Origin of the sequence: Nocardia coubleae NBRC 108252, from assembly GCF_001612805.1 — a bacterium.
GTDB classification, from domain to species: Bacteria; Actinomycetota; Actinomycetes; order Mycobacteriales; family Mycobacteriaceae; genus Nocardia; species Nocardia coubleae.
In genome coordinates this window covers 83759-109331 of record NZ_BDBD01000027.1, presented here as the reverse complement: position 1 = coordinate 109331, position 25573 = coordinate 83759, and the positions used below count along the sequence as shown (strand labels likewise).

General features: G+C 67.4%; 24 protein-coding genes and 2 tRNA genes. 10 read left to right on the top strand and 16 right to left on the bottom strand.

Annotated elements, in window-relative coordinates; genetic code table 11:
* The 7 genes from NCO8_RS27980 to NCO8_RS27950 all read left to right on the top strand — a co-directional run bounded on the left by NCO8_RS27980 (position 1) and on the right by NCO8_RS27950 (position 8747).
* Complete coding sequence (locus NCO8_RS27980) at positions 1 to 477, top strand: FHA domain-containing protein FhaB/FipA (RefSeq protein ID WP_067495180.1); 477 nt, start codon at positions 1 to 3, stop codon at positions 475 to 477.
* Entirely contained in the window at positions 474 to 1916 is a 1443-nt protein-coding gene (locus NCO8_RS27975) for a PP2C family protein-serine/threonine phosphatase (protein WP_067495178.1), read from the top strand. The genes NCO8_RS27980 and NCO8_RS27975 overlap by 4 nt, the downstream gene beginning before the upstream one ends.
* Complete coding sequence (locus tag NCO8_RS27970) at positions 1916 to 3388, top strand: FtsW/RodA/SpoVE family cell cycle protein (protein WP_067495175.1); 1473 nt, start codon at positions 1916 to 1918, stop codon at positions 3386 to 3388. Before NCO8_RS27975 ends, NCO8_RS27970 begins: the two co-directional genes overlap by 1 nt.
* Entirely contained in the window at positions 3385 to 4848 is a 1464-nt protein-coding gene (locus tag NCO8_RS27965) for a peptidoglycan D,D-transpeptidase FtsI family protein (RefSeq protein WP_067495172.1), read from the top strand. The genes NCO8_RS27970 and NCO8_RS27965 overlap by 4 nt, the downstream gene beginning before the upstream one ends.
* A gap of 37 nt (positions 4849 to 4885) precedes the next feature.
* Positions 4886 to 6376 carry a serine/threonine-protein kinase gene (locus NCO8_RS27960; protein ID WP_067644074.1) on the top strand — a complete coding sequence of 497 codons (1491 nt, stop codon included), beginning with the start codon at positions 4886 to 4888 and terminating at the stop codon, positions 6374 to 6376.
* Positions 6373 to 8262: a Stk1 family PASTA domain-containing Ser/Thr kinase gene (gene pknB / locus NCO8_RS27955; RefSeq protein ID WP_067495166.1), complete on the top strand. Its 1890-nt coding sequence runs from the start codon at positions 6373 to 6375 to the stop codon at positions 8260 to 8262. Before NCO8_RS27960 ends, pknB begins: the two co-directional genes overlap by 4 nt.
* 65 nt (positions 8263 to 8327) lie before the next feature.
* Positions 8328 to 8747 carry a CBS domain-containing protein gene (locus NCO8_RS27950; RefSeq protein ID WP_067495164.1) on the top strand — a complete coding sequence of 140 codons (420 nt, stop codon included), beginning with the start codon at positions 8328 to 8330 and terminating at the stop codon, positions 8745 to 8747.
* 6 nt (positions 8748 to 8753) lie between these two features.
* Here the strand turns inward: NCO8_RS27950 and NCO8_RS27945 are convergent, their stop codons facing one another.
* The 3 genes from NCO8_RS27945 to NCO8_RS27935 all read right to left on the bottom strand — a co-directional run bounded on the left by NCO8_RS27945 (position 8754) and on the right by NCO8_RS27935 (position 10755).
* Entirely contained in the window at positions 8754 to 9212 is a 459-nt protein-coding gene (locus NCO8_RS27945; RefSeq protein ID WP_245655532.1) for a deaminase, read from the bottom strand.
* A gap of 131 nt (positions 9213 to 9343) precedes the next feature.
* On the bottom strand, positions 9344 to 10030 hold the full coding sequence (locus NCO8_RS27940; RefSeq protein WP_067644072.1) for a RibD family protein: 687 nt from the start codon (positions 10028 to 10030) through the stop codon (positions 9344 to 9346).
* Between the two features lie 62 nt (positions 10031 to 10092).
* A complete protein-coding gene (locus tag NCO8_RS27935; protein ID WP_067644069.1) occupies positions 10093 to 10755 on the bottom strand; it encodes an aminodeoxychorismate/anthranilate synthase component II in 663 nt (220 codons plus the stop codon).
* A gap of 95 nt (positions 10756 to 10850) precedes the next feature.
* Between NCO8_RS27935 and crgA the strand changes: the two genes are divergently transcribed.
* Positions 10851 to 11114, top strand: coding sequence for a cell division protein CrgA (gene crgA / locus NCO8_RS27930; RefSeq protein ID WP_067495154.1), 264 nt, complete (start codon positions 10851 to 10853; stop codon positions 11112 to 11114).
* A gap of 76 nt (positions 11115 to 11190) precedes the next feature.
* Positions 11191 to 11649, top strand: coding sequence for a PH domain-containing protein (locus tag NCO8_RS27925; RefSeq protein ID WP_067644066.1), 459 nt, complete (start codon positions 11191 to 11193; stop codon positions 11647 to 11649).
* A 68-nt stretch (positions 11650 to 11717) separates the two neighbouring features.
* On the opposite strand, the gene NCO8_RS27920 is transcribed toward NCO8_RS27925, so the two are convergent.
* Entirely contained in the window at positions 11718 to 12245 is a 528-nt protein-coding gene (locus tag NCO8_RS27920; RefSeq protein WP_067644322.1) for a peptidylprolyl isomerase, read from the bottom strand.
* A 99-nt stretch (positions 12246 to 12344) separates the two neighbouring features.
* Here NCO8_RS27920 and NCO8_RS31945 point away from each other — a divergent pair, with 99 nt between their 5' ends.
* Positions 12345 to 12521 (top strand): hypothetical protein, encoded by a 177-nt coding sequence (locus tag NCO8_RS31945; RefSeq protein ID WP_166655808.1) that lies wholly within the window; start codon positions 12345 to 12347, stop codon positions 12519 to 12521.
* A 4-nt stretch (positions 12522 to 12525) separates the two neighbouring features.
* On the opposite strand, the gene NCO8_RS27915 is transcribed toward NCO8_RS31945, so the two are convergent.
* The 12 genes from NCO8_RS27915 to dnaN all read right to left on the bottom strand — a co-directional run bounded on the left by NCO8_RS27915 (position 12526) and on the right by dnaN (position 25428).
* A complete protein-coding gene (locus NCO8_RS27915; RefSeq protein WP_067644316.1) occupies positions 12526 to 13320 on the bottom strand; it encodes an ABC transporter permease in 795 nt (264 codons plus the stop codon).
* Between the two features lie 59 nt (positions 13321 to 13379).
* The gene (locus tag NCO8_RS27910) at positions 13380 to 14375 is read right to left on the bottom strand and encodes an ATP-binding cassette domain-containing protein (protein ID WP_067644063.1); all 996 of its coding nucleotides are present in this window, start codon (positions 14373 to 14375) and stop codon (positions 13380 to 13382) included.
* Positions 14376 to 14948: 573 nt separating this feature from the next.
* Positions 14949 to 15887, bottom strand: a complete 939-nt coding sequence (locus NCO8_RS27905) for an acyl-CoA dehydrogenase middle domain-containing protein (protein WP_067644060.1) — start codon at positions 15885 to 15887, stop codon at positions 14949 to 14951.
* Between the two features lie 5 nt (positions 15888 to 15892).
* Positions 15893 to 15965 (bottom strand) — tRNA-Ala (locus NCO8_RS27900).
* 31 nt (positions 15966 to 15996) lie between these two features.
* On the bottom strand, positions 15997 to 16104 hold the full coding sequence (locus NCO8_RS32200; RefSeq protein WP_210740150.1) for a DLW-39 family protein: 108 nt from the start codon (positions 16102 to 16104) through the stop codon (positions 15997 to 15999).
* A 29-nt stretch (positions 16105 to 16133) separates the two neighbouring features.
* A tRNA-Ile gene (locus NCO8_RS27895) sits at positions 16134 to 16207 on the bottom strand.
* 137 nt (positions 16208 to 16344) lie between these two features.
* On the bottom strand, positions 16345 to 17367 hold the full coding sequence (locus tag NCO8_RS27890) for a DUF3566 domain-containing protein (protein ID WP_067644057.1): 1023 nt from the start codon (positions 17365 to 17367) through the stop codon (positions 16345 to 16347).
* Between the two features lie 39 nt (positions 17368 to 17406).
* A complete protein-coding gene (gene gyrA / locus NCO8_RS27885) occupies positions 17407 to 19917 on the bottom strand; it encodes a DNA gyrase subunit A (RefSeq protein ID WP_067644054.1) in 2511 nt (836 codons plus the stop codon).
* A 54-nt stretch (positions 19918 to 19971) separates the two neighbouring features.
* Complete coding sequence (gyrB, locus tag NCO8_RS27880) at positions 19972 to 22005, bottom strand: DNA topoisomerase (ATP-hydrolyzing) subunit B (protein WP_067644051.1); 2034 nt, start codon at positions 22003 to 22005, stop codon at positions 19972 to 19974.
* Positions 22006 to 22381: 376 nt separating this feature from the next.
* Entirely contained in the window at positions 22382 to 22948 is a 567-nt protein-coding gene (locus tag NCO8_RS27875) for a DUF721 family protein (protein ID WP_067495133.1), read from the bottom strand.
* A gap of 102 nt (positions 22949 to 23050) precedes the next feature.
* Positions 23051 to 24235, bottom strand: coding sequence for a DNA replication/repair protein RecF (gene recF, locus NCO8_RS27870; protein WP_067644048.1), 1185 nt, complete (start codon positions 24233 to 24235; stop codon positions 23051 to 23053).
* Between the two features lie 17 nt (positions 24236 to 24252).
* Positions 24253 to 25428 (bottom strand): DNA polymerase III subunit beta, encoded by a 1176-nt coding sequence (gene dnaN, locus NCO8_RS27865; RefSeq protein WP_067644045.1) that lies wholly within the window; start codon positions 25426 to 25428, stop codon positions 24253 to 24255.
* Between the last annotated feature and the right edge of the window lie 145 nt (positions 25429 to 25573).

The following is a 25573-nucleotide window of genomic DNA, read 5'->3' as shown; positions in this document are numbered from 1 at the left end:
GTGCAGGGACTGATCCTGCAATTGACCCGCGCGGGGTTCCTGCTGCTGCTCTGGTTGTTCGTCTGGGCCGTTCTGCGGACCTTGCGCAGCGATATCTACGCGGCATCCGGCATCCGGATACAGCCGAGGGCCGCACGCGGAGCGCGTGGTTCCATCGGTCTGCCATCCCTGAGCCGAGGCCAGAAGGGCGCCAAGTATCTAGTGGTGACTCATGGTTCACTAGCCGGCACTCGGATCACACTCGGCACGCAGCCGGTCCTCATCGGCCGCGCCGACGATTCGACGCTGGTACTCACCGACGACTACGCCTCGACCAGGCACGCGCGACTGTCTCAGCGTGGTGACGACTGGTACGTGGAAGACCTCGGTTCCACCAACGGCACGTATCTCGACCGCGCGAAAGTCACCACCGCCGTCCGTGTTCCGCTCGGCACTCCTGTCCGGGTCGGCAAAACAGTGATCGAGCTGCGATCGTGACACTTGTTCTGCGCTACACCGCGCGAAGCGACCGCGGACTCGTCCGGGGCAACAACGAGGATTCGGTCTACGCGGGCGCTCGCCTGCTGGCCCTCGCCGACGGTATGGGTGGACACGCCGCCGGTGAAGTCGCCTCCCAGTTGATGATCGCCGCGCTGGCGCATCTCGACGACGACGAACCCGGCGAGGACATCCTCGGCAAGCTCGACCGCGCCACCCGTTCCGGCAACGCCGCCATCGCCGACCACGTCGAGGCCGAACCCGAACTCGACGGCATGGGCACCACGCTCACCGCCATCCTGTTCGCGGGCCGCAAGCTCGGCATGGTGCACATCGGCGACTCGCGCGCCTACATGCTGCGCGACGGCGAACTCACCCAGATCACCCGCGACGACACCTTCGTGCAGTCGCTGGTCGACGAGGGTCGCATCACGCCCGAGCAGGCGCACACCCATCCGCAGCGTTCGCTCATCATGCGTGCCCTCACCGGCAATGAGATCGAGCCGACGCTCATCATGCGCGAAGCCCGCGCCGGTGACCGGTATCTGTTGTGCTCCGACGGACTCTCCGACGTGGTGAGCGACGAGACCATCGGCAACACCATGCGCGAAGGCAATACCGACGAGTGCGCCGACCGGCTCATCGAATTGGCTTTGCGCTCAGGTGGTCCCGACAACGTCACCGTCGTCGTCGCCGATGTGATCGACCTCGACTACGGGCAGAGTCATCCGATCGTCGCCGGTGCCGCCTCCACCGAGGAGGAGGAAGACGCGCCGCCGCCGAACACCGCGGCCGGCCGTGCCGCCGCCATGCGTCCGCCGCGCGCCCAGCCGCGCCGGGCCGCCGCCGCTCCCCCGCCGCCCGAGACCAAGTCGCACAAGCTGCGCTGGCTGCTGCTGTCGGTCGCCTTGATCGTGGCCGTCGCGGTAGGACTCGTGGTGGGCTACAAGATGATTCGCAGCAACTACTACGTGGGCGCCGACAACGATCAGGTGGTCGTGATGCGCGGCCTGCCCGGTTCGATCCTCGGCTACGCCATCCACGACGTGGAGCTCACCGCCTGCGTGAACAGCAAGAACGAGATCACCCTCCTCGAAGTCGGCGCCACCGCCCCCAACGGCTGCAAGAAGCTGATGGTCAGCGATCTCAAGCAGACCGGCCGCGACCAGGTGGAACGCAGCCTGCCGCCGGATTCGCTGGCCCAGGCCCGCGAGAGCATGCGCCGGCTCACCGGCGAGGTCCTCGACCCGTGCCCCAAGAAGGAATCGGTGCCGCAGCCGGGTGTGCTGCCCACCGAGGTTCCCCCTGCCACCCCGGCGCCCGCGCCCGGCCCCGGTGACCAGCCCGCCACGGCGACACCGACGCCCGCACCGACCACTACGCCCGCCCCGACACCTTCCCCGCAGATCTCAGGGGAGAACTGCCGGGTGACGGACTGATGTCCGCACCGGCACCACCGTCGGCGGGGGCTTTCCCGAGTCCCCCAGGCGGATTCGCGCCCGCACCGCCGCCCTCGACGCGGCGGAATCAGGAGCTGTTGCTGCTGGCGGGCGCGGCGGGTATCACGACGGTGTCGTTGTTCATCGTCGAGGCGAGCCAGGAACAGTCGATCACCTGGGACATCGCCAAGTACGGTGTGGCGTTCCTCGCGCTGTTCGGAGTGGCGCATCTGGCGGTTCGCCGGTTCGCGCCGTTCGCCGACCCACTACTGCTACCGATCGTGGCGCTGCTCAACGGTCTCGGTCTCGTCCTGATCCACCGCCTCGACCTCGCCGACGCGCAGCAGGCGGCATACGACTCGAGCCCCATCCCGTCCCCGGACGCCAACCAGCAGATCATGTGGACCGGCCTGGGCATCGTCGTGTTCATCAGCCTGCTCATCGTGTTGCGTGACTACCGCACGCTGGCGCGCTACACCTACACACTAGGCCTGGTCGGGCTGATCGCGTTGGCGATTCCGGCACTGTTGCCGAGCCGGTTCTCCGAAGTCAACGGCGCCAAGATCTGGATCAAGCTCCCCGGATTCAGTGTGCAGCCGGGCGAATTCGCCAAGATCCTGCTCATCATCTTCTTCGCGGGTGTGCTCGTCGCCCAGCGTGACCTGTTCACCGCCGCGGGCAAGCATTTCCTCGGCATGGAGTTCCCGCGTCCGCGCGACCTCGGTCCGGTGCTGATCGTGTGGGTCGTGTGCATCGGTGTGCTCGTGCTCGAAAAGGATCTCGGCACCTCGCTGCTGATCTTCGGCACGGTGCTGGTGATGCTCTACATCGCGACCGAACGGGTGGGCTGGTTGCTCATCGGCGGCGGCCTGCTCGCGCTCGGCTTCGTGTTCGCCTACCAACTGTTCGGGCATGTGCGCGTGCGCGTGGATACCTGGCTGCACCCGTTCGACGACTACCACAACACCGGCTACCAGATCTCGCAGTCGCTGTTCGGTTTCGCCACCGGCGGCCTGGCGGGCACGGGTCTGGGCAGCGGGCGTCCGCAGCAGGTGCCGTTCGCCAAGACCGACTTCATCGTCACCACCATCGGTGAGGAACTCGGCCTGATCGGCCTGGCCGCCGTGCTGATGCTGTTCCTGATCTTCATCGTGCGTGGGCTGCGCACCGCGCTCGCCGTGCGCGACAGTTTCGGCAAGCTGCTCGCGGCGGGCCTGTCGTTCACCATCGCCATCCAGATCTTCGTGGTGGTCGGCGGCGTCACCAAGCTGATCCCGCTGACGGGTCTGACCACACCGTTCATCTCCTACGGTGGTTCCTCGCTGCTGGCCAACTACGCGCTGCTCGGGTTGCTGATCAAGATCTCCGACGCCGCCCGCGCGCCCGCGCCGACCCGCAAACGCGCACCGGCGCCGATCGCCGAGGCGTCGACCGAGTTGTTGCGCAGGTCGGAAGGCAGGGCGAGCGCATGAACACTCCACTACGCCGGGTCGCCGTCGCCGTGATGGTGATGGTCGTCGCGCTCCTGGTGAACGCCACCTATCTGCAGGTGGTCAAGGCCGACGACCTGCGCGCCGACCCGCGCAACGTGCGCGTGCTGCTCGACGAGTACTCGCGCCAGCGCGGACAGATCTCCGCAGGCGGCACCGTGCTCGCGGGGTCGGTGGCCACCGACGACCGGTACAAGTACCTGCGCCAATACCCGAGCAGCCCACCGGCTTACGCGCCCGTCACCGGGTTCTACTCGATGCAGTACGGCAAGACCGGGATCGAGCTGGCCGAGGACCCGTTGCTCTCGGGCAACGACTCGAGCCTGTTCGGGCGGAGGCTCGTCGACATGTTCTCCGGTCGCGACCCGCGCGGCGCCAATGTGATCACCACCTTGAACCCGGTGATGCAGCAGGTGGCCTACGACGAGATGACGGCCAAGGGCTACACCGGTTCGGTGGTGGCGATCGAGCCGAGCACCGGCAAGATCCTGACGATGGTCTCCACCCCGAGTTACGACCCCAACGAACTGTCGGGCCACGACGGTGCGGCCGGGCGGGCGGCGTGGGACCGGCTCAAGAACGACCCGTCCCAGCCGATGCTCAATCGCGCGGTCTCCCAGACCTATCCGCCCGGTTCCACCTTCAAGGCCGTGGTCACCGCCGCCGCGCTGGCCAACGGTGTGAGCGTGGACGACCAGTTCACCGCCGCCCCCAACATCACCCTGCCCGGCACCAGGACCACGCTGGAGAACTACAACGGCGCCACCTGCGGTGACCAGCCGACCGCCTCGCTCACCGAGGCCTTCCGGCGGTCCTGCAACACCGCGTTCGTCGAGCTGGGGATGAAGGTCGGCGCCGCCGAACTGAAGGACCAGGCCGCGGCCTTCGGGATCGGCCCGCACCGCGGTGTCCCGATCCCGGTCGCCGAGTCGACGGTCGGGCCGATCCCCGACAACGCGGCTCTCGGCCAGAGCAGCATCGGTCAGCGCGATGTCGCGGTGACCCCGCTCGACGTCGCCGTGATCGCCGCGACCATCGCCAACGGCGGCTCCCGGATGCAGCCGTACCTGGTGGACCAGACGCAGGCTCCCGACCTGTCGGAGCTGAGTGTGACCGAGCCCTTCTCGGTGGGCCAGGCCGTGAGTCCACAGGTAGCGTCGAGCCTGGTGAACCTGATGATCGCCTCCGAAGCCAACACCGCGGGCGGCGGCCGGTCGCCGTACCAGATCGCGTCCAAGACCGGCACGGCCGAACACGGCAGCAATCCCCGTAACACCCCGCCGCATGCCTGGTATATGGCCTTCGCGCCCGCGCAGAACCCGAAGATCGCCATCGCGGTGATCGTCGAGAACGGCGGCGACCGGGCGCTGGCGGCGACCGGCGGCTCGGTGGCCGCACCGATCGCCAGGTCGGTACTGGACGCAGGCCTGGCAGGGGGCTGAACGAAATGAGTGTGCGAGTGACAACACGGGGGCCCCGATGCTGAACAACGGCGCCATGATCGCCGACCGCTACCGCCTGCAGCGGCTCATCGCCACCGGCGGTATGGGTCAGGTGTGGGAAGCGATGGACACCCGGCTCGACCGCCGGGTGGCGGTCAAGGTCCTCAAGACCGAGTTCTCCGCCGACCCGACGTTCCGTCAGCGGTTCCGGGTCGAAGCACGCACCACCGCGCAGCTCAACGCGCCGGGGATCGCGGGCATCTACGACTACGGCGAGACCACCGACCCGTCCGGCGGCGAAACCGCCTACCTGGTGATGGAGCTGGTGCAGGGCGAACCCCTCAACGCCGTGCTCAACCGCATGGGCAGACTCTCGGTGATCCAGGGCCTCGACATGCTCGAGCAGACCGGACGCGCGCTCGAGGTGGCCCACGCCGCGGGTGTGGTGCACCGCGACGTGAAGCCGGGCAACATCCTGGTGACGCCGACCGGTCAGGTGAAGATCACCGACTTCGGCATCGCCAAGGCCGTCGACGCCTCCCCGGTGACCAAGACCGGCATGGTGATGGGCACCGCCCAGTACATCGCCCCCGAACAGGCCGTCGGCGAGGACGCCACCGCCGCCTCCGATGTGTACTCCCTCGGTGTGGTCGGGTACGAGGCGCTGGCAGGCGTGCGCCCGTTCACCGGTGAGGGCGCGATCACCGTCGCCATGAAGCACGTGCGCGACGCGCCGCCGCCGCTGCCCGCCGATCTGCCCGCCAATGTGCACGAGCTGATCGCGATCACCATGGCCAAGGATCCGGCGCAGCGCTACCGCAGCGGTGGCGAGTTCGCCGACGCCGTGGCCGCCGTGCGCGCCGGGCACATGCCGCCCGTACCCGGTGGTGCCGCCGCGTCGATGACCGGGGCGACCCGCGTGCTGCCGCCCGGCCCCACCACCGTGATCCCGGCCGCCGACTACGACGGCGCGACCATGCGTTTCGGCAATCAGCCGCCGACCGGCGGATACGCGGGCCCGGCCACGCAGGCCGCCGCGCCCGCCGCCGTCGCCGCGACCAACGATGCCAAGAACAACCAGAAATGGCTGATCTCGCTCGGTGTGGGTGCGCTGCTGCTCGGCGGTGGCGTGATCTGGCTGCTGTTCGGCGGCGAACCCAACCGCGACACCGGCCCGACCACAACCACCGTGCAGACCACCGCGCCGGTTGCCCCGCCGGTGACGACCACCCGTCCGCTGCCGCCGCCGGTCACCTCCGAGGAACCCGCGCCGACGCAACCCGACCGCCCGACGACGACAACGCCGGAACCGACGACGACCACGGAACCGCCGACCACCACGCCGGAACCGACCACGACCAAACCGGAACCGACGACCACCGTCCCCAAGACGACCAAACCGGAACCGACCACCACGAAACCGGCGGCGGCGACCACCACCCGGGACAAGCCGCGTATCCCCACCTTCGATCTACCATTTCCGAATGAGGACAACAACGCCGTAGGCCCGAACATAGGACAGCAATGACCACCCCGAAGAATCTCTCCTCGCGGTACGAGCTGGGCGAGATCATCGGGTTCGGCGGCATGTCGGAGGTGCACAAGGCCCGCGACGTGCGCCTCTCGCGCGACGTCGCGATCAAGGTGCTGCGCGCCGACCTGGCCCGCGACCCAACGTTCTACCTGCGCTTCAAGCGCGAGGCGCAGAACGCGGCCGCGCTGAACCACCCGGCCATCGTCGCGGTCTACGACACCGGCGAGGCCACCGTCGACGACGGGCCGCTGCCCTACATCGTCATGGAGTATGTCGAGGGCGACACCCTGCGCGACATCGTGCGCGGCAAGGGTCCGCTGGCGCCGCGCAAGGCGATGGAGATCGTCGCCGATGTCTGCGCCGCACTCGACTTCAGCCACAAGGCGGGCATCGTCCACCGGGACATGAAGCCCGCCAACATCATGATCAACCGCGCGGGCGCGGTGAAGGTGATGGACTTCGGCATCGCGCGCGCGATCGCCGACAGCTCCAACCCGATGACCCAGACCGCCGCCGTGATCGGTACGGCGCAATACCTTTCACCCGAGCAGGCGCGCGGCGAGACCGTCGACGCGCGCTCGGACGTGTACTCGGTCGGCTGTGTGCTGTTCGAAATCCTCACCGGCCAGCCACCTTTCACCGGTGATTCACCGGTCGCGGTGGCCTACCAGCATGTGAAGGAAGACCCGCCGCTGCCGTCGTCGGTGAACCCGGCGGTCCCGCGCGAGCTCGATTCGGTGATCCTCAAGGCGATGGCCAAGAACCCGGCCAACCGCTACCAGACCGCCGCGGAGATGCGCGCCGATCTGATCCGGGTGCTCGGCGGGCAGAAGCCGAGCGCGCCGATGGTGATGAACGACGAGGACTACGCCGGCTACGACGAGCCGGCGCCGCGCCGGTTCCACGACCGCGACGACACCTCCGAACACCCCGCCGTCGGCCCGCCCGCCGAGCAGGGCAATCGCACCGGTTTGATCGCGCTCGGCGTCGCCGCGGCGCTCGCCGTCGCGTTCGGCATGTTCTGGGTGCTGATCGGTCCGGGCAGCAAGCCCGACCAGGTCGCGGTACCCGACTTGTCCGGCAAGACCGCGCAGCAGGCCGAATCCGAGCTCGTCAAGGCCGGTTTCAGCGTGGCCGTGCAGCAGAAACCGGACGGCAAGGTCGCGCCGGGCAATGTGATCGCCACCCAGCCGCTCGGCGGGTCGCGCATCGACGAGGGCAGTACCGTCACCCTGCAGGTGTCGACCGGACCCGCGCAGGTCGCGGTGCCGCGCATCCTCGGGATGACCCAGGCCGAGGCCGAGCAGGCGCTGAATTCGACCGGGCTGCAGATGGATCCGAATGTGCAGCGGCGCGCCTCCAGCGTCGCCGACACCGACCGGGTGATCGGGCAAGAACCGACCGCGGGCGTGCGCATCGACATCGAGCAGCCGATCGTCATCGTCATCGGCAGCGGGCCCGAACAGGTCCGGGTACCCGACGTGGTTGGCCAGGACATCTCCGTCGCCGAACCGAACCTCACCGTGAGTGCCGGATTCAAGGTGGAGGTCAAGGAGGTGCTCTCGCCCCAACCGAAGGGCCAGGTGCTCTCCACCAGCCCGGCGGGCGGCAGCAACGCGGAGAAGGGCTCGACCATCACCGTGCAGGTGTCCCTCGGCGACCGCATCACCGTTCCTGACCTGACCGGGCTCACCCCCACCCAGGCCCAGGAGAAGTTGCGTGCGCAGGGCTGGACCGGTCAGCTCAGCCAGACGACGGTCATCACCCTCGACGGCAGTGCCTCGGGCAAGGTCGTGGGGCAGAACCCGCCTGCGGGCACCTCGGTTACGATGAGCGGAAACGTGATCCTGCAGGTAGGCGCCTCACCCATTCCACGGTGAGGCCCACGGGCCTAGACTTGGGCTAGCTCCATCCCACCCAGCACTGCTGAACGAGGAGGTAGCCCATGACCACAGCCAGGGACATCATGAAGCCCGGCGCTCAGTGGATCACCCGCGACGACACCGTGGCCACGGCCGCGGCGGCGATGGCCGATCTCGGTGTCGGCTCGCTCGTCGTCGCCGACGACAACGAACGCATGTGCGGCATCATCACCGACCGCGACATCGTCGTGAAGTGCATCGCGCGCGGCCTGTCACCCGAACTGACGACCGCGGCCGAACTGTGCGAGGCGACGCCGCGCTGGATCAGCGCGGACGCCGATGTGGAAGACGTGCTCGACCAGATGGAAGACCATCGCGTGAAGCGGATGCCGGTGATCGAGAACAAGCGGCTGGTCGGCATGATCAGCGAGGCCGATCTGGCTCGCCACCTGGACGACAATCAGCTCGGCGAGTTCGTCACCGCCATCTACGGGCGGCCCTGACTCCCGTCAGCTCAGGTCGAGGTGATCGTTCATCGACCTGGCCGCCTCGGCCAGGTCGGTGAGTTCGACGACCTCCACACCGTTGGTACGGAGTTTGTCCACACCCTCGCAGGCCGCGACGAACAGGCTCGGTTCGCGCCAGGCGATGACCACCCTGGGGATACCCGCCGCCAGGATGCGGTCGGTGCACGGCAGCCGGGTCGCGGTGGCGCGCGTCGAGCAGGGTTCGAGCGTGCTGTAGATCGTCGCGCGGGCCAGGCGGGGGTCGTCGGCGTCGAGTTTGTTCAGCGCCGATTCCTCGGCGTGCACCTTTTCGTCGGTCTCGCGTGAGTAGCCGGTAGAGATTTCCACACCGTCGACGACGATGACGGCGCCCACCGAGTAGGCCGTCGAACTGGGCGGACACTGCCGGGCCAGTTCGATGGCCCTGTGCATGAAGCGGTGATCGAGGCTGTCTGTGTGCACGTCTTCCCCTGGGTTCGAAAGTTATCCACAGCCTGTGGCAGTTGTGGAGTCGGTCATGTTCAGGTTGTGCAGTACGCCGGTGGATGAACTGTGAACAGCGGTATTTCCCCAGGTCGGCAGCCGGAATCCGATCACAGGTCCGGTGGATGAACCGGGTCTGTCGGTGCGCCGACCAGGTAGTTCATGACAGCGACATCCCCAAGTTGTTCCACACCCGTCAAGTGGAGTCGACGCTGTGGTCCGCCGGGGAACAGGGCCGGGCCGACGAAGCGGGGCGCGGCCGCGTCACCGACCAGGATCGGCGCGATCGCCAAGCGGATCTCGTCGACCAGGTCGGCGGCGAGGAAACCTGTGTGCATCCGGGTGCCGCCTTCGACCATCAGCCTGTGGATACCGCGCGCGGCGAGGTCGTCGAGCAGGGTGGTCAGGTCGAGCCGGTCACCGAGGCACACGATCTCGGCGGTGTCGACGAGCCGGTCGCCGAGCCGGACCGCTCCTGCCGTGGTGGTGTAGACGATTTTCGCGCCACCGGTGTGCCAGAAGCGCAGCTGCGGATCCAGCTCGCCGGACGCGGTGACGGTGATCTTCACCGGATACTCCGGGCGGCCCGACGACACCCGCGTCGCCCGCCGCTCGGCGCTGTTCACCAACAGGCGGGGATTGTCGATCCGCAAGGTACCCGCACCGATGAGGACCGCGTCGGACTCGGCGCGCAGCCGGTCGACCTCGTCGAAGTCGGCGCTGTTGGACAGCAGCAGCCGCTGCGCGCTCGCGTCATCGATGTAGCCATCGAGACTGGTCGCCACAGACAAGAGCACTCGCGGGCGTCTCGGCGGGGCGGCGCTCCCGTCGCCACCGCCGGATGCCGCAGGCACCTCGCTCACGGAGTCACCAGCGCGGCGACCTCCGCCTCGAGCGCCGACACCAGCGCCTCGGCCGGGCGTTCGCCGCAGACCTCGAGCCAGTTGGCCAGCATCCGGTGCCCGCCCTGGGTGAGCACCGACTCCGGGTGGAACTGCACGCCGTGGATCGGCAGGCTGCGGTGGCGCATGGCCATCACGATGCCGCTCTCGGTGTGGCCGACCACTTCCAGCTCCGCGGGCATGGTCTCCGGGAGCACGGTGAGCGAGTGGTAGCGGGTGGCGGTGAAGGGGTCGGGCAGACCGGCCAACACGCCCGAGCCGAGGTGGTACACCGAACTGGTCTTGCCGTGCAGCAGTTCCGGCGCCCGGTCGACGGTGCCGCCGAACGCCTCGCCGATGGCCTGGTGTCCGAGACACACGCCGAGCAACGGCTTCTCGTATTTGGCGGCGGCATGCACCAGCGGAATGCTCGCACCCGCCCGGTCGGGGCTGCCCGGCCCGGGGCTCACCAGCACGCCGTCGAAAGCGCCGCCTTCGTCGCCACGGGCGAGCAGGGTGTCGAGGTCGGCCAGGCGCGGGTCGTCGTTTCGCCATACGACGGCGTCGGCACCCAGCTGGCCGAGGTATTGCACCAGGTTGAACACGAAGCTGTCGTAGTTGTCGACGACCAGAACACGCATGCAACGAGGGTACGTGCCCGGCCGGTAGGTCGTCGCATCCATTACCTGGTGGGATAGCCTAGGAGACGACCAGTACCGGAGAATACGAGGACGTCATGCCCAAGTCCAAGGTCCGTAAGAAGGCCGATTACACCCCGAGCCCTGCCAGCCGTACCCCGGTGAAGGTCAAGGCGGGTCCGTCGCCTGTCTGGTACGTCGCGATCATGCTCGGCTTCATGCTGGCCGGCCTGCTCTGGCTGCTCGTGTACTACCTGGCTGCCGAGAAGATCAGCTGGATGAACGACCTGAACGCCTGGAACTTCCTGATCGGTTTCGGCCTGATGGTCATCGGGCTCATCATGACCATGCGGTGGCGCTGAACTACACCGTTGTCATTCATGCACACCTGTGGATGAAGCTGTGGACAACTCGAGGATCAATGGGGGAACAAGCCGCGTGAACGCAGGTCGACCCGCCGCCAGCTTGTCCTGGACCACGCCGACCGCCGCCCTGGTCGCGGTGACCGGCGGTGGCCTCCTGCTGACCGTAGCGGCCGTTCTCGCCCAGGACGGTCCCTCGCGGCTCTTTCTCGGCGTCGCCGCCGTCGCGGTGCTGGCCATGGCCGTGCTCGCGCTGCGTCAGCGCCCCCGGCTCACCATGGTTCCCGGTTCCCCGCCGCGCCTGATCGTCGGCACTCTCACCGGCCGCGACGAGTACCCCCTCGACCACATCGACCGGATCCGTGTGACCTCCTACCGGCGCATCGGCCGGAAGAACACCATGCTCGAGGTCGACGTCCGCCACAACGACGCCGAGCGCCTGCTGATCTTCGGCCGCTGGGACCTGGGCGCCAACCCCGCCGACGTCTTCGACGCCCTCGTCGTCAACGGCTTCGCGAAGGTCGCCACCGACTGACGTTGTTTCACGTGAAGCAAAGAACTCCCCGCCGCGACGATCGCGGCGGGGAGTTCTGTTTTCCGGATTCAGTCGATTTTGACCGAGGAGATGACGACCGGTTCGGTCGGACGATCGTTGCGGTCGGTCTCCACCGCCGCGATCGCGTCGACCACCTTGCGTGAATCCGGGTCGACCACCTCGCCGAAAATCGTGTGCTTGCGGTTCAGATGCGGTTGCGGGCCGACGGTGATGAAGAACTGCGACCCGTTGGTGCCCGGTCCCGCATTGGCCATGGCCAGCAGGTATCCGCGATCGAAACGCAGCTCTGGATGGAACTCGTCGCCGAATTCATAGCCCGGACCGCCGCGGCCGGTACCGGTCGGGTCACCGCCCTGGATCATGAATCCCCGCATCACCCGGTGGAAGACGGCGCCGTCGTAGAACGGGCCAGCTTCCGTGCCACCCGCGTTCGGGGTGGTGTACGGGGCGCTACCGTCGGCGAGGCCGACGAAATTGCGCACCGTATTGGGCGCGTGGTTACCGAAAAGCGCGATCTTGATATCGCCGTGGTTGGTGTGCAGCGTCGCCACGGCCGTCTGATGGGGTGAGGTCACGCAGCAATGGTGCCACGCGGTCACCGCGCTGCCGGGCACCTGGTGGAGCGTGGTTTTCGTGTTTGTGCCGTCGGCGGCGTTCTATGCCACAGTGGTCGCATGAAGCTTCGTAACCCGCTCATCGCCTCCCTCGCGATCGCCGGTGCGGGCGCGCTGGCCTGGATCGCCCGCAGCAAGCGCCCCCAGCTGCCCGAACCCGCCGCCGAACCGCCGCGTCTCGGCTACTCCCGCAACGGCTCCGCGCCGGCCCCCGTCGCGGAGACCGGCGCGAGCTGAACCCTCAGCGGCTCACGGACTTCTTGTACTGCACCTGAGCCAGCGGCACGAAGATCAGCAGGATCAGCACGATCCAGATCAGCGACGTGGCCACCGGGTGCTGCATCGACCACGCGTCCGAGGGCGGGGCCAATGGACTGGTGTTGCCGAACAGCTGACGCACCGACTCGGTGACCGCCGACATCGGGTTCCACTCGGCGAACACCTTCAGCGGCCCGGGCAGGTCGTTGATCGGCACGAAGGCGTTGGACAGGAACGTCAGCGGGAAGATCACCATGAAGCTGGCGTTGTTGAACACCTCCGGCGCCCGCACGAGCAACCCGACCACGGCCATCATCCACGACAGCGCGTAGGCGAACAGCAGCATCAGCAGGTACGCGAGCACCGCGTCGAGAATCGACCCACGAATACGCCAGCCGACGATCAACCCGGTCAGCGACATGACAACGAGGCTGACCAGGTTGATCACCACATCGCTGATCGTGCGCCCGAACAGCACCGCCGAGGGCGCCATCGGCAGCGACCGGAACCGGTCGATGATGCCCTTCTGCATGTCCTCGGCCAGGCCGGCGCCGGTGAACGAGGCACCGAACACCACGGTCTGGACGAAGATGCCCGCGATCAGGAATTCGCGGTAGCCGCCTTCCAGCCCGGGCACCTTGATCGCCGAGCCGAACACGTAGGCGAACATCAGCACGAACATGATCGGCGACATGGTCGTGAAGATCAGCACGTCGGGCACGCGCTTGATCTTGATGACATTGCGCTTGGCGATCGTGAGGCTGTCGCTGACCACCATCGCCAGCCGTTCTTCCAGGCTCGGCTCGGTCACCGGTGGTGTCTTGTCGATCGAGACGCTCATCGGCTCTGTCCTTCCTTGGCGCCTGCCTTCTCGGCATCCCCGGCGACGAGTTCTTCGGCCTCGTGCCCGGTGAGGGTGAGGAATACGTCGTCGAGCGAAGGCCTGCGCAGGGCGACGTCGTTGATCTCGACCTTGTGCTCGGTGAGCCTGCCGATGGCGGTGACCAGGTCCTGGGAACCGTCGGCCACGGGCACGGTGATCTTGCGCAGACCCGGTTCGAGGTGGATTTCGCCGTCGGCCAGGCCGCTGAGCACCTGTTTGGCGTCGGTGAGCTGGTCGGCGGTGGCGACGGTGAGTTCGATGCGGTCGCCACCGACGAGTGCCTTGAGTTCGTCGGCGGTACCGCGGGCGATGACGGTGCCGCGGTCGATCACCGCGATGGAGTCGGCCAGTCGGTCGGCCTCCTCCATGTACTGGGTGGTGAGCAGCAGGGTGGTGCCGCCGGAGACGAGTTCCTCGATCACGTCCCACAGATCCAGGCGGGCGCGTGGGTCGAGGCCGGTGGTCGGCTCGTCGAGGAACAGCACCGGCGGGTTGGCGACCAGCGCGCCCGCGAGGTCCAGGCGCCTGCGCATGCCGCCGGAGTAGCCCTTCACCGGGCGGTCGGCGGCGTCGGTGAGCCGGAAGCGCTCGAGCAGCTCGCGGGCCCGCTCCTTACTGCGCTGCGTGCCGAGGTGATAGAGCCTGCCGACCATTTCGAGGTTCTCGAAGCCGGTCAGATACTCGTCGACAGCGGCGTACTGGCCCGACGCGCCGATGCGCGAGCGCAGTGCCTGCGGATTGTTGATGACATCGACCCCGGCGACGGTGGCGCGGCCTTCGTCGGGAACGAGCAGAGTGGTGAGTACACGGACAGTCGTGGTCTTTCCCGCGCCGTTCGGGCCGAGAAGTGCGGTGACGGTGCCTTCGGGGACGGAGAGATCCAGCCCGTCCAGTGCGGTGAGCTGTCCGTACCGTTTGACCAGACCCTCGGCGACGATTGCGTCGGGCATGATTCTCCTGATGATGTCGTAGTTCGCGAACCCTTGATGGCCTCAGTATTGCCCCACCCACCGACAAGTCGCATCCTCATTTCGGGTGGTTCGCGATGTCAGATGTACAAATTTGTTCGACATGCCGAGTGCATGCGACACGCGGCGAATCGGACTGATTTTTCGGCGATGCGGCTGCGCTCCGGCCCGGATTGCGGGTGGCCGCACGGCGACCCCGACGAGAACATGTTCAGCTCGCGCGAGCCGTAAAACCTTGCGTACCAGCGGCTTCGGGTGTTCGTAAGAGGTTTGTGATGTCTCACAACACCGTGGCGACCGCTCCGCGGCTGCGGCCGACGGCCCCATGACGGGCCGCGACACGAAAAATTCTCGGAAACTGATCCGTTGCGCGTACACGATTTCCGCGTGGATCGCGTAGGATCGTTCACGTCGGCCCCTCCCCCCCGGGCCGACCCTACGCGGGCCTCGGCTAACTCCCCCCCTTCGCCGAGGCCCGCTCCCCATTTTCCGGCAAGGTGCAGTTCCATCGCCCGACAGCCGGGTTCAGGCCACGCGACGCGGCCACGAGAACAGCTAGTGATCCTCGTGGCCCACAGGCGCGTCGGCCCCCTGTTCGGCCACTGTGCGCCAGGCGGTAGCCAGCCGGGCCGCACGGACCTTCCCGGCGACCCCGAGCAGTGGCGCGTCCCGCTCCCAGCGCTGCCGGATCTCCTGATCCACCCGGTCCCAGTGCGGTTGGAGTTCGGTGAGCAGTGCGGTGCAGCGATCGAAGACGCCGGCGAGCGCGATGTGCACGCCCGCCGACGCGGCTGGTTCGGTGCTGAGGCCACGCACGGCCGCAAACAGCGCCAGCAGGGCCGTGAGCGCGTCGGCGGGCCATTGTGCCTGTCGGGCCACCCGCACTAGCTGACCGAGCACAGCGGCGAGCACGTGCAGGTCTTCGACGGTGCGGAACGGCTTCAGGTAGTCGGCGTACCCGTCACCGGGCAGGGTTTCTCCCGGCGCGTCCGTGAAAGTGACGGTGGCGTGCGGGATCTCCGGTGCGAACGGCAACGGCGGCAGCGGGGTCACCGCCGCCTGCGGTCCGGCCGCGACGAGCACGGCACGCAGGCTCGGCTTGCCGTCGGAATGTGCGCCCGCGCGGGCGATCACGAGAAATCGGGTGGCGAAGGTGCCTAGCGTGGCGAACGATTTGGTGCCGGTCACCGCCCCGTCGCCGGTGACGGTCGTCGTCATGGCCGAGGGTCGTGCTCCGGTGGCTTCGGTCGCGCACATCGAACTCAGCTCGTCCGGGGCCAGCGTGGGCACCAGCGCGTGCAGCGCTTCCTGATACCCACCGAGGAACGCGGAACCCAATGCGACACTGTCGAATCCGGCGACAGCGGCGCGGTCGACAGAATTGGTGAGATCCGCGCAGCGAGCGCGGTGACGTGCCCAGTCCACCGCGAAATCCACCGAATCGGCGGCACCGGGGGTGGCGGTGAGCAGGAAATCGAAAACCGAGGAATTCACAGAAGTGGAGCCTAGGGGAATCGAACCCCTAACCCCTGCCTTGCAAAGGCAGTGCTCTGCCAATTGAGCTAAGGCCCCTTACCGGTGGTGTACCGGCTGGCAACCCGAATCAGCGGGTGGTGACCTCACGCCAGAGATCGGCTTCGTCGCGCTTGCGGAATTTGGTGATACCGATGAGAACCGCGATCACAACACCGACCGTGAGGACAATCTTCATGATTCCCACCCTACTGTGATGTTCGGGAGTGGGCCTAGGAGGACTTGAACCTCCGACCTCTTCGTTATCAGCGAAGCGCTCTAACCGCCTGAGCTATAGGCCCGAACTCGATTCCGATCCTCTGCCGGAGCAGTGAACCGCAACGAGACACGAGGTTACCTTACCCTCCCGCCGATAACCAAAACGGCCGGTCAGAGCCAGTTTCCTGGTCCGACCGGCCGTGCCGGAAAGCGCGTGTTCCTAGTCCGGATCGGCCAGGGTCACCTGGATGCCACCGACCAGATCGCAGCACTGGTTGTAGATGAACACACCGACCGTCGCCAGCGCGGTGAACAGCACCACGTTGATGAGGCCGATGACGCCCGCGTACCCGAAGATCGTGCCCGCGTCGATCAGGCCGCCCGAGCTGCCCTCCTGGTTGAACATCTCGCCCAGCGAGTTGTCCAGGTTGTCCCACACACCCATGCCCGCGAGCACGATGTAGAGCAGGCCGACGGCGACCATCCACACGAAGAACAGCGCCACACTGATGACCAGCGTGATCTTCAGCGTCGACCACGGATCGATGCGGCGGATCTGCACCGTCGCGCGCAGCGGCTCACCCGACGCGGCGGCCGCGATGGCCACCGGAACGGCGGGCGAGACCGGGCCCGAGGCGGCCGCGGCCCGCGCCGACGGTCCGCTCTGCGGCTGCTGGGGCGCCATCGGCAGCCCGGTGTTGGCCATCGGCAGGTCCGACCCCGGATGACGCACATCCGATAGATCGGGCATGTCCTTGACCAGCTCGGGACGCGCGATGCTTCGGGTCGGCCCGTCGATACCGACGGACTTCACCATCGCGGCTTCCTTGCGCGCCGCCTTGGCCGCCAGGTCGGCGGTGGTGCGCGCGTTGGACGGACCGCTGCCCTTGAGGCCACCGCCACCCTGACCACCCGAGGACGGGCGACCCTGGCTCGGCGCCTCACCCGGGCGGTACAGGTTGGACTGCGGTTCCCGCTGCGGCAACTGCGCCCAGCCGTCCTGGTAGGGCGATTTACCCTTGCCGTTGCCCGAGCCGTTGGCGGGCCCGTTCGACTCGGTACCCATCCGCACGGTGGCCTGGTCGAACGATTCGTCCCCGGCGCCACCGGATTCCGGCGCCTTGGCGCCCTCGGCCGCACCCTGACGTGGGATCGGCCGCGGCTGGATCGGAGACGAGGCGACCCGCTCGGTGACGCCGTTGGTCTGGTTCCGATCGTCGTTCGACTGATTCGGTGTGGTCAATGGAATCCTCAGATCCGTTCGTTGCCGCCGCTGGTTGGGTTATTGCTCCGAGGCCGCGTCGCCGATGAGCTGATCGGGATCGGGCTCGTCGGCGTTGCGCGCGATCGCTAGCAAGGTATCGCCATCCGCGAGGTTCATCAATCGCACGCCCTTGGTCTGGCGTCCGGCTTTGCGGACCTGCTTGGCCGCGGTGCGGATGACGCCACCACTGGAAGTGATCGCGTACAACTCGTCCTCGTCGTCGACGATGAGCGCACCCACCAGGCTGCCACGCTTCGGATCGTATTGGATTGTCAATACGCCTTTTCCGCCGCGACCCTGCGCGGTGTACTCCTCGATCGCCGTACGCTTGGCATACCCACCGGCGGTCGCGACCAACAAATAGGTGTCCGGGCGGACCACATTGAGCGAGAGCAATTCGTCGTCGGTGTTGAACCGCATGCCCTGTACGCCGCTGGTGGCGCGGCCCATCGGGCGCAGCGCCTCGTCGGTCGCGGAGAAGCGGATCGACTGGCCGTGCGCCGACACCAGCAGCAGGTCGTCGTCGGAGGAGCACAGCACCGCGCCGACCAGCTCGTCGTCGTCGCGCAGGTTCACCGCGACGATGCCACCGGACCGGTTGGAGTCGAAATCGGTGAGCTTGGACTTCTTCACCAGGCCCGCGCGGGTCGCCAGCACCAGGTACGGGGCGTCCTCGTAGGTCTTGAGCTGGATGATCTGGGCGATCTTCTCGTCCGGCTGGAACGCCAGCAGGTTGGCCACGTGCTGACCACGCGCGGTGCGGTTGGCCTCGGGCAGCTCGTAGGCCTTGGCCCGGTACACCCGGCCCTTGTTCGTGAAGAACAGCAGCCAGTCGTGGGTGGAGGAGATGAAGAAGTGCTTGACGATGTCGTCCTGCTTGAGGCCGGCACCCATCACGCCCTTGCCGCCGCGCTTCTGCGAGCGGTACAGGTCGGTCTTGGTCCGCTTGGCGTAACCGGTCTCGGTGATCGTGACGACCACGTCCTCGCGGGCGATCAGGTCCTCGTCGGCCACGTCGCCGTCGGCGGCGATGATCCTGGTCCGGCGGTCGTCGCCGTACTTCTCGACGATCTCGGCCAGCTCGTCACGCACGATCGCGCGCTGACGTTCCGGCTTCTCGAGAATGTCCTTGTAGTCGGCGATCTCGAGCTCGATCTTGGCCAGATCGTCGATGATCTTCTGACGCTCCAGCGCCGAGAGGCGCCGCAGCTGCATGTCGAGGATCGCGGTCGACTGGATCTCGTCGATGTCGAGCAGCTGCATCAGGCCGGTGCGCGCGGTGTCGGTGTTGGCCGACCCACGGATCAGCGCGATGACCTCGTCGAGCAGGTCGAGCGCCTTCACCAGGCCGCGCAGGATGTGAGCCCGCTCCTCGGCCTTGCGCAGCAAGTAGCGGGTGCGCCGGACGATGACCTCGAGCTGGTGGTTCACGTAGTGCCGGATCATCTGATCCAGGCGCAGCGTGCGCGGCACACCGTCGACGATCGAGAGCATGTTCGCGCCGAAGCTGGTCTGCAGCTGGGTGTGCTTGTAGAGGTTGTTCAGCACCACCTTGGCGACCGCGTCGCGCTTGACCGTCACCACGATGCGCATGCCGACACGGTCGGAGGACTCGTCGTGGATATCGGAGATACCCGCGATCTTGCCGTCCTTGACCTGCTCGGCGATCGAGTTGACGAAGTTGTCGGTGTTCACCTGGTACGGCAGCTCGGTGATGACGATCGTGGTGCGGCCACGCGCGTCTTCCTCGATCTCGACCACACCGCGCATGCGGATGGAACCGCGACCGGTGGTGTAGGCGTCGTGGATGCCCTGGCTGCCGACGATCAGGCCGTGGGTCGGGAAGTCGGGGCCCTTGACGCGTTCCATGCACGCGGCGAGGGTGGATTCCTCGTCGGCGTCGTAGTTCTCCAGCGACCAGTAGATGGCCTCGGCCAGCTCGTTCAGGTTGTGCGGCGGGATGTTGGTCGCCATACCGACGGCGATGCCGTTGCTGCCGTTCATCAACAGCGCGGGCACGCGCGCGGGCAGCACGGTCGGCTCCATCGAGCGACCGTCGTAATTGGGTACGAAATCGACGGTCTCGCTGTCGATATCGCGCAGCATCTCCATCGCCAGCGGCGTGAGACGGCACTCGGTGTAACGCATGGCGGCCGCGCCGTCGTTGCCGCGAGAACCGAAGTTGCCCTGGCCGTCGACCAGCGGGTACCGCAGCGACCACGGCTGGGCCATGCGCACGAGGGTGTCGTAGATCGACGAGTCGCCGTGCGGGTGGTAGTTACCCATGGTCTCGGCGACCGGACGCGCCGACTTCACGTAACCGCGATCGGGGCGGTAGCCGTTGTCGTACATGGCGTAGAGCACGCGCCGGTGCACCGGCTTGAGGCCGTCGCGCACATCGGGCAGCGCGCGGCCGACGATCACGCTCATCGCGTAATCGATGTAGCTGCTCTGCATTTCGTTCTGGATGTCGACCGGTTCGATCCGGTCGCCCGCACCGCCGGACGGTGGCAGCGTGGTCTCAGTCATCGAATCTCCTTAGAGGGCTGATGTGTTCGCGGGCGCGCGATGGCGCAGCACCGCTCACACATCGAGGAAGCGAACGTCCTTGGCGTTACGGGTGATGAAGCTGCGACGTGCTTCCACGTCCTCGCCCATCAGCACGGAGAACAGCTCGTCGGCCGCGGCGGCGTCGTCGAGCGTCACCTGACGAAGCACCCGCACCGACGGATCCATGGTGGTTTCCCACAGCTCCTTGGCGTTCATCTCACCCAGACCCTTGTAGCGCTGGATGCCGTCGTCCTTGTTGATCTTCTTGCCCGCGGCCAGACCGGCCTCGACCAGCGCGTCGCGCTCGCGGTCGGAGTAGGCGAACTCCGGGTCCGCACGCATCCACTTGAGCTTGTACAGCGGCGGCTGGGCCAGGAACACGTGGCCCTGCTCCACCAGCGGCCGCATGAAGCGGAACAGCAGCGTGAGCAGCAGCGTGGCGATGTGCTGACCGTCGACGTCGGCGTCGGCCATCAGGATGATCTTGTTGTAGCGCAGCTTCGCGATATCGAACTCGTCGTGGATACCGGTGCCGAACGCGGTGATGATCGACTGGACCTCGTTGTTCTTGAGGACGCGGTCGATACGGGCCTTCTCGACATTGATGATCTTGCCGCGCAGCGGAAGAATCGCCTGGTACATCGAGTCGCGGCCGGACTTGGCCGAGCCACCGGCGGAGTCACCCTCGACGATGTAGATCTCGCACTTGCCCGGATCCTTGGAGCGGCAGTCGGCCAGCTTGCCGGGCAGCCCACCCAGGTCGGTCGCCGACTTGCGGCGTACCAGCTCACGGGCCTTGCGGGCGGCCATCCGGGCCTGCGCCGAGGACACGGCCTTCTGCACGATGGTCTTCGCGTCGGCCGGGTTGGCCTCGAACCAGTGCGTGAGGTGCTCGTTGCAGGCGCGCTGCACGAACGACTTCACCTCGGTGTTGCCGAGCTTGGTCTTGGTCTGGCCCTCGAACTGCGGCTCGCCGACCTTCACGCTCACGATGGCGGCCAGGCCCTCGCGGATGTCGTCGCCGGTGAGGTTGCCGTCCTTCTCCTTGAGGAGCTTCTTCTCCTTGGCGTACTTGTTGACCACCGTGGTGAGCGCCGCGCGGAAACCCTCTTCGTGGGTGCCGCCCTCATGGGTGTTGATCGTGTTCGCGAAGGTGTGGACAGACTCGGAGTAACCCGAGTTCCACTGCATCGCGACCTCGAGCTCGTGCCCGGTGCCCTTGCCGGTGAAGCCGACGACCGAGTTGTGGATGGCCGACTTGGTGCGGTTGATGTGGCGGACGAAATCCACCAGACCGCCCGGGTAGTGGTAGGTGCGGGTCTTCACCTTGTGCTCGACCGCCTGGGCGGCGACCTCGTCGGCGTGCTTGGGCGCCTCGGCCGTCTCGCTGACCACCTCGTCGGTGACCTCGGAATCACTCACCCGCTCGTCGGTCAGGGTGATGGTCAGGCCCTTGTTGAGGAACGCCATCTCCTGCAGACGGCGCGCGACCGTCTCGAAGTTGTAGGTGGTGGTCTCGAAGATCTCCGGATCGGCCCAGAACCGGATGGTGGTGCCGGTGCGATCGGTCGGCTCGCCCTTGACCAGCTTGCCGGGCTTGGAATCCTTGTAGACCTGGGTCCAGTGGTAGCCGTCGTTGTCGATCTCGGCTTCCAGCTTGCTCGACAGGGCGTTCACCACGGAGATACCGACACCGTGCAGACCACCGGACACCGCGTAGGCGTCGGAGTCGAACTTGCCGCCGGCGTGCAGCTGGGTCATGACGACCTCGACGGTCGGAATGCCCTGCGCGTGCATGGCGGTGGGGATACCTCGGCCGTCGTCGACGACCTCGACACCACCGTCGGCCAGCAGCGTCACGTCCACCCTGGTCGCGTGGCCCGCCATCGCCTCGTCGACCGAGTTGTCCACAACCTCCCAGATCAGGTGGTGCAGACCGCGTTCACCGGTGGAACCGATGTACATGCCAGGGCGCTTGCGCACCGCCTCGAGGCCTTCGAGGACCGTGATGGACGAGGCACCGTAGCCCGAATTGTTGCCCGATGCGTTGGAGTCGTTGGCAGCCACTTGTCGGTAGCTCTCCTTACTTGCTGATCCCTGGCGCGGACAGCTCGCAAGCGGCTGCACAACACGCGCGTCGAGGGTTCGCCGCTGGTTACGTCACCATCCTACTGGTAAGGCCAACTTACAGTGCACCTACGACACCCCTGACGTCGCCGTGAATGCGAGAACTCGGACAAGCGCGAGTGGCTTCCGCCTCGCCACATGTTTTGCCGGTCGTAGGGGCCGCTAGGGTTCGCCTCCGCCGGGGTCGCGCCGATGCGTGCTTTCCCGGGGTCTTCCACACCCGACCCGAAGTTATCCACAGGCTTTGTCCACAGGCTGCGAATCTGGGGATCGAAGCGGCGGTGCCGCAACGGAACTCGCACCGGTGACCGCCCGGCTACCCGTAGGTGTCGCGCGGGCCGCGGCCCTTGATGTGGCGTTCGCCCTTGCGCCAGCTCGGCGCCGCCGGACCGGTGATCCGCAGGGAGGTGACCACGCCCTGCCCGACCGCCGCGTTGATCTTGGCGAGGATCTGGCTCTGCAGCATCCGCAGCTGGGTGGCCCAAGCCGTGGACTCGGCGGCGATCTTGAGCACGCCGTTCTCGAGGGTCACGGGGGTGGCGTGTGCGGCGATGTCCTCACCGACCACGCTCGGCCAGCGGCCGAAGACCATTCCCTCGGCAACCTTGCCTGACCAGCCACGATTCTTCGCGATCGAGCCCGCGAGCGCGGACAACAGCTGGGGATCGCGGGCGTCGGGGCCCGCACCGGACCAGCCGCTGCGGCGACGTCCGCCCGCGCGCAGCTTGCGCACCGGCGACGCCCGGCCCTGCCCGACCGACTTACCGCTGGCCTTGGCCGCCGCCCGTGCTTCCTCGAGGGCGCGGCGGGCCAGATCGATCCCGCGCAGTTCCGCTTCCGGCTCGTCCTGCACGCGGTCCCACCTTCCGGTCTCGAGGCTCATCGGTCGGTTCGGGAGTCTACGCCGGGTGCCCGACAGCGCCGTCGCGCACCGATGCGGCATATGTCCAGCATGTCCACGGTTTTCCACAGGGCCTGTTGATAACTATGGCTGGCTGTGCATATCTTCGGCCACGATCCGTGAGGTGCGCCGGTCCGCGTCGCCCTCGGTCTGCACCCGCAGCGGCGCGGCGGCCAGTTCGGCGGGTACGTCCTCGGCGACCGCGGCGGTGATGAGTACCTGTTCTGCACCGGCCGCCACCTCCGCGAGCGCGGTCCGGCGGCGCCGGTCCAGTTCGGCGAACACATCGTCGAGCAGCAGCACCGGTTCGGCGCCGGTGTTGCGCAACAGCTCGAACGAGGCCAGCCGCAACGCCAGCGCGAACGACCACGACTCGCCGTGACTGGCGAACCCCTTCGCCGGCGCGCTGCCGAGCAGCAGCTCGAGATCGTCACGATGTGGGCCGACCAGGCACACTCCGCGGTCGAGTTCGCGGCCGCGCGCGGCGGCCAGTTCACGCAGCACGATCTCGCGCACCTGGTCCACGTCGTCGGGTTCGGGTGCCCGCGCGGGATCGAGCAGGTCCGGCGGAAGATACCCGGAGCGGTAAGCGATTGCGGCAGGGCGTGATTCGGGTGCAATCGACCGATATGCCTCTGCGAGATAGGGATACAGGTCGTGCACCAGGCGCAGTCGCTGGGTGAGCAACACCGAGGCGTGCTCGGCCAGGTGCCCGTCCCACACGTCGAGGGTGCTCAGATCCGAGCGCGAACGCACCTGGCGCCCAGCGGTTTTCAACAGCGCCGACCGCTGGCGCAACACCTTGTCGTAATCGGCGCGCACACCGGCCAGCCTGGGCAGGCGGGCTGTGCACAACTCGTCGAGGAACCGGCGCCGCTCCCCCGGGTCGCCACGCACCAGCGCCAGATCCTCCGGCGCGAACAACACGGTCTGCAGGATGCCGAGGATCTCGCGCGATCGGCGCACCGGCGAACGATTGACCTGCGCGCGGTTGGCGGCACCCTGCTTGAGTTCCACATCCACCCGCAGCTCGCGGCCGGCGTTCACCACGGTCGCCCCGATGGCGGCCTGGGTGGCGCCCATCCGGATCAGCGGCGCGTCGGCGGACACCCGGTGCGAGCCGAGCGTCGCCAGATAGCCGACCGCCTCGAGCAGATTGGTCTTCCCGTTGCCGTTCGCGCCCAGCAGGACGGTGCGCCCTGGGGACAACTCCAGCTCGGCGTGTTCCCACGAGCGGAAATCACGAACCGACAGCGCACGGATGAACATGTGCGGCGCGGCCCCGCTCAGCCGGGCAGCCGGACCGGCATCAACAGGTAGATGTACTGGCTCTCCAGCGCCGCGAACGCACCGGACTCGAGCACCTTGGGCTCCTCGTCGGAGGCGGGCAGCAGCACGGCGGGACGGCTCGGCGTGGTGAAGCCGAAGGTGACCCGATCGGCGTGCAGCGCCGACAGACCCTCGGTGAGGTATCCGGGGTTGAACGCGATGGTCAGCGGCTCACCACGGAAATCGGCCTCGAGCCATTCCTCGGCGCGGCCCGCGTCGTCGCCACCGGCCGACAGCAGTACACCGTCTGTGGAGAACTCGAGGCGCACCTGTGCGCCGCGCTCGGCCACCAGCGCCACACGCTTGATCGCCTCCGACAGCGCCGACACCGGCAGCGTGGCGATGGAGGTGTGCTCCTTGGGGAGCAACTGGCGGAACTTGGGGAATTCCGCGTCGAGCAGGCGGGTGGTGGTCCGCCTGCCCGCGTTGACGATGCCGAGCAGGCCGTCGGCACCGTTGCCGTTGCCGAGTGAGAGCTGCACGGGCGCGGAGGCGGCACCGAGCGTCTTGGCGGCCTCGGACAGCGTGCGCGCGGGGATGAGCACCGCGGTCTCGATGTCGGGGCGGGTGGGCTGCCACTGCAGGTGGCGCACGGCGAGGCGGAAGCGGTCGGTGGCGGCGAGCACCACGTCGTTGCCCTCGATCTCCACCCGGATACCGGTGAGCATGGGCAGCGTGTCGTCACGGCCGGCGGCGACGGCGACCTGACCGACGGCCTCGGCGAAGACGTCGACGGTGAGTTCACCGGTCTGCTGGGGCACCTCGGGCAGCTGGGGATAGTCCTCGACCGGCATGGTCGGCAGGGAGAACTTGGCGCTGCCACAGGCGATGAGGACACGGGTGCCGTCGACGGACACGTCGACCGGCTTGTTCGACAGTGCCTTGGTGATGTCGGCCAGCAGACGGCCCGAGACCAGGACCTGACCCGGACCGGCGACCTCGGCCGCGACGCGCATCTGCGCGGAGACCTCGTAGTCGAATCCGGAGACCGTCAGGCCGTTCTCGTCGGCCACCAGCAGGACGCCACCGAGAACCGGCACAGGAGGCCGGGACGGGAGGCTACGGGCCACCCAGGCCACCGACTCGGCGAAATCCTCTCGGGCGACCCGAAACTTCATGCTCGCAAGCTCCATCGCCCGATTTGTCCTCTCCGAGTTTCGAATCCGTATGCGGGTGTGTTCAGCGGAGTTGAGGTGCTGCGTCGGCCGCGCACTGAGTCTCGCACAACCTGCCGACAACCAAACGGTACCCGGACAACGCGCGATCTCCGCATCGACC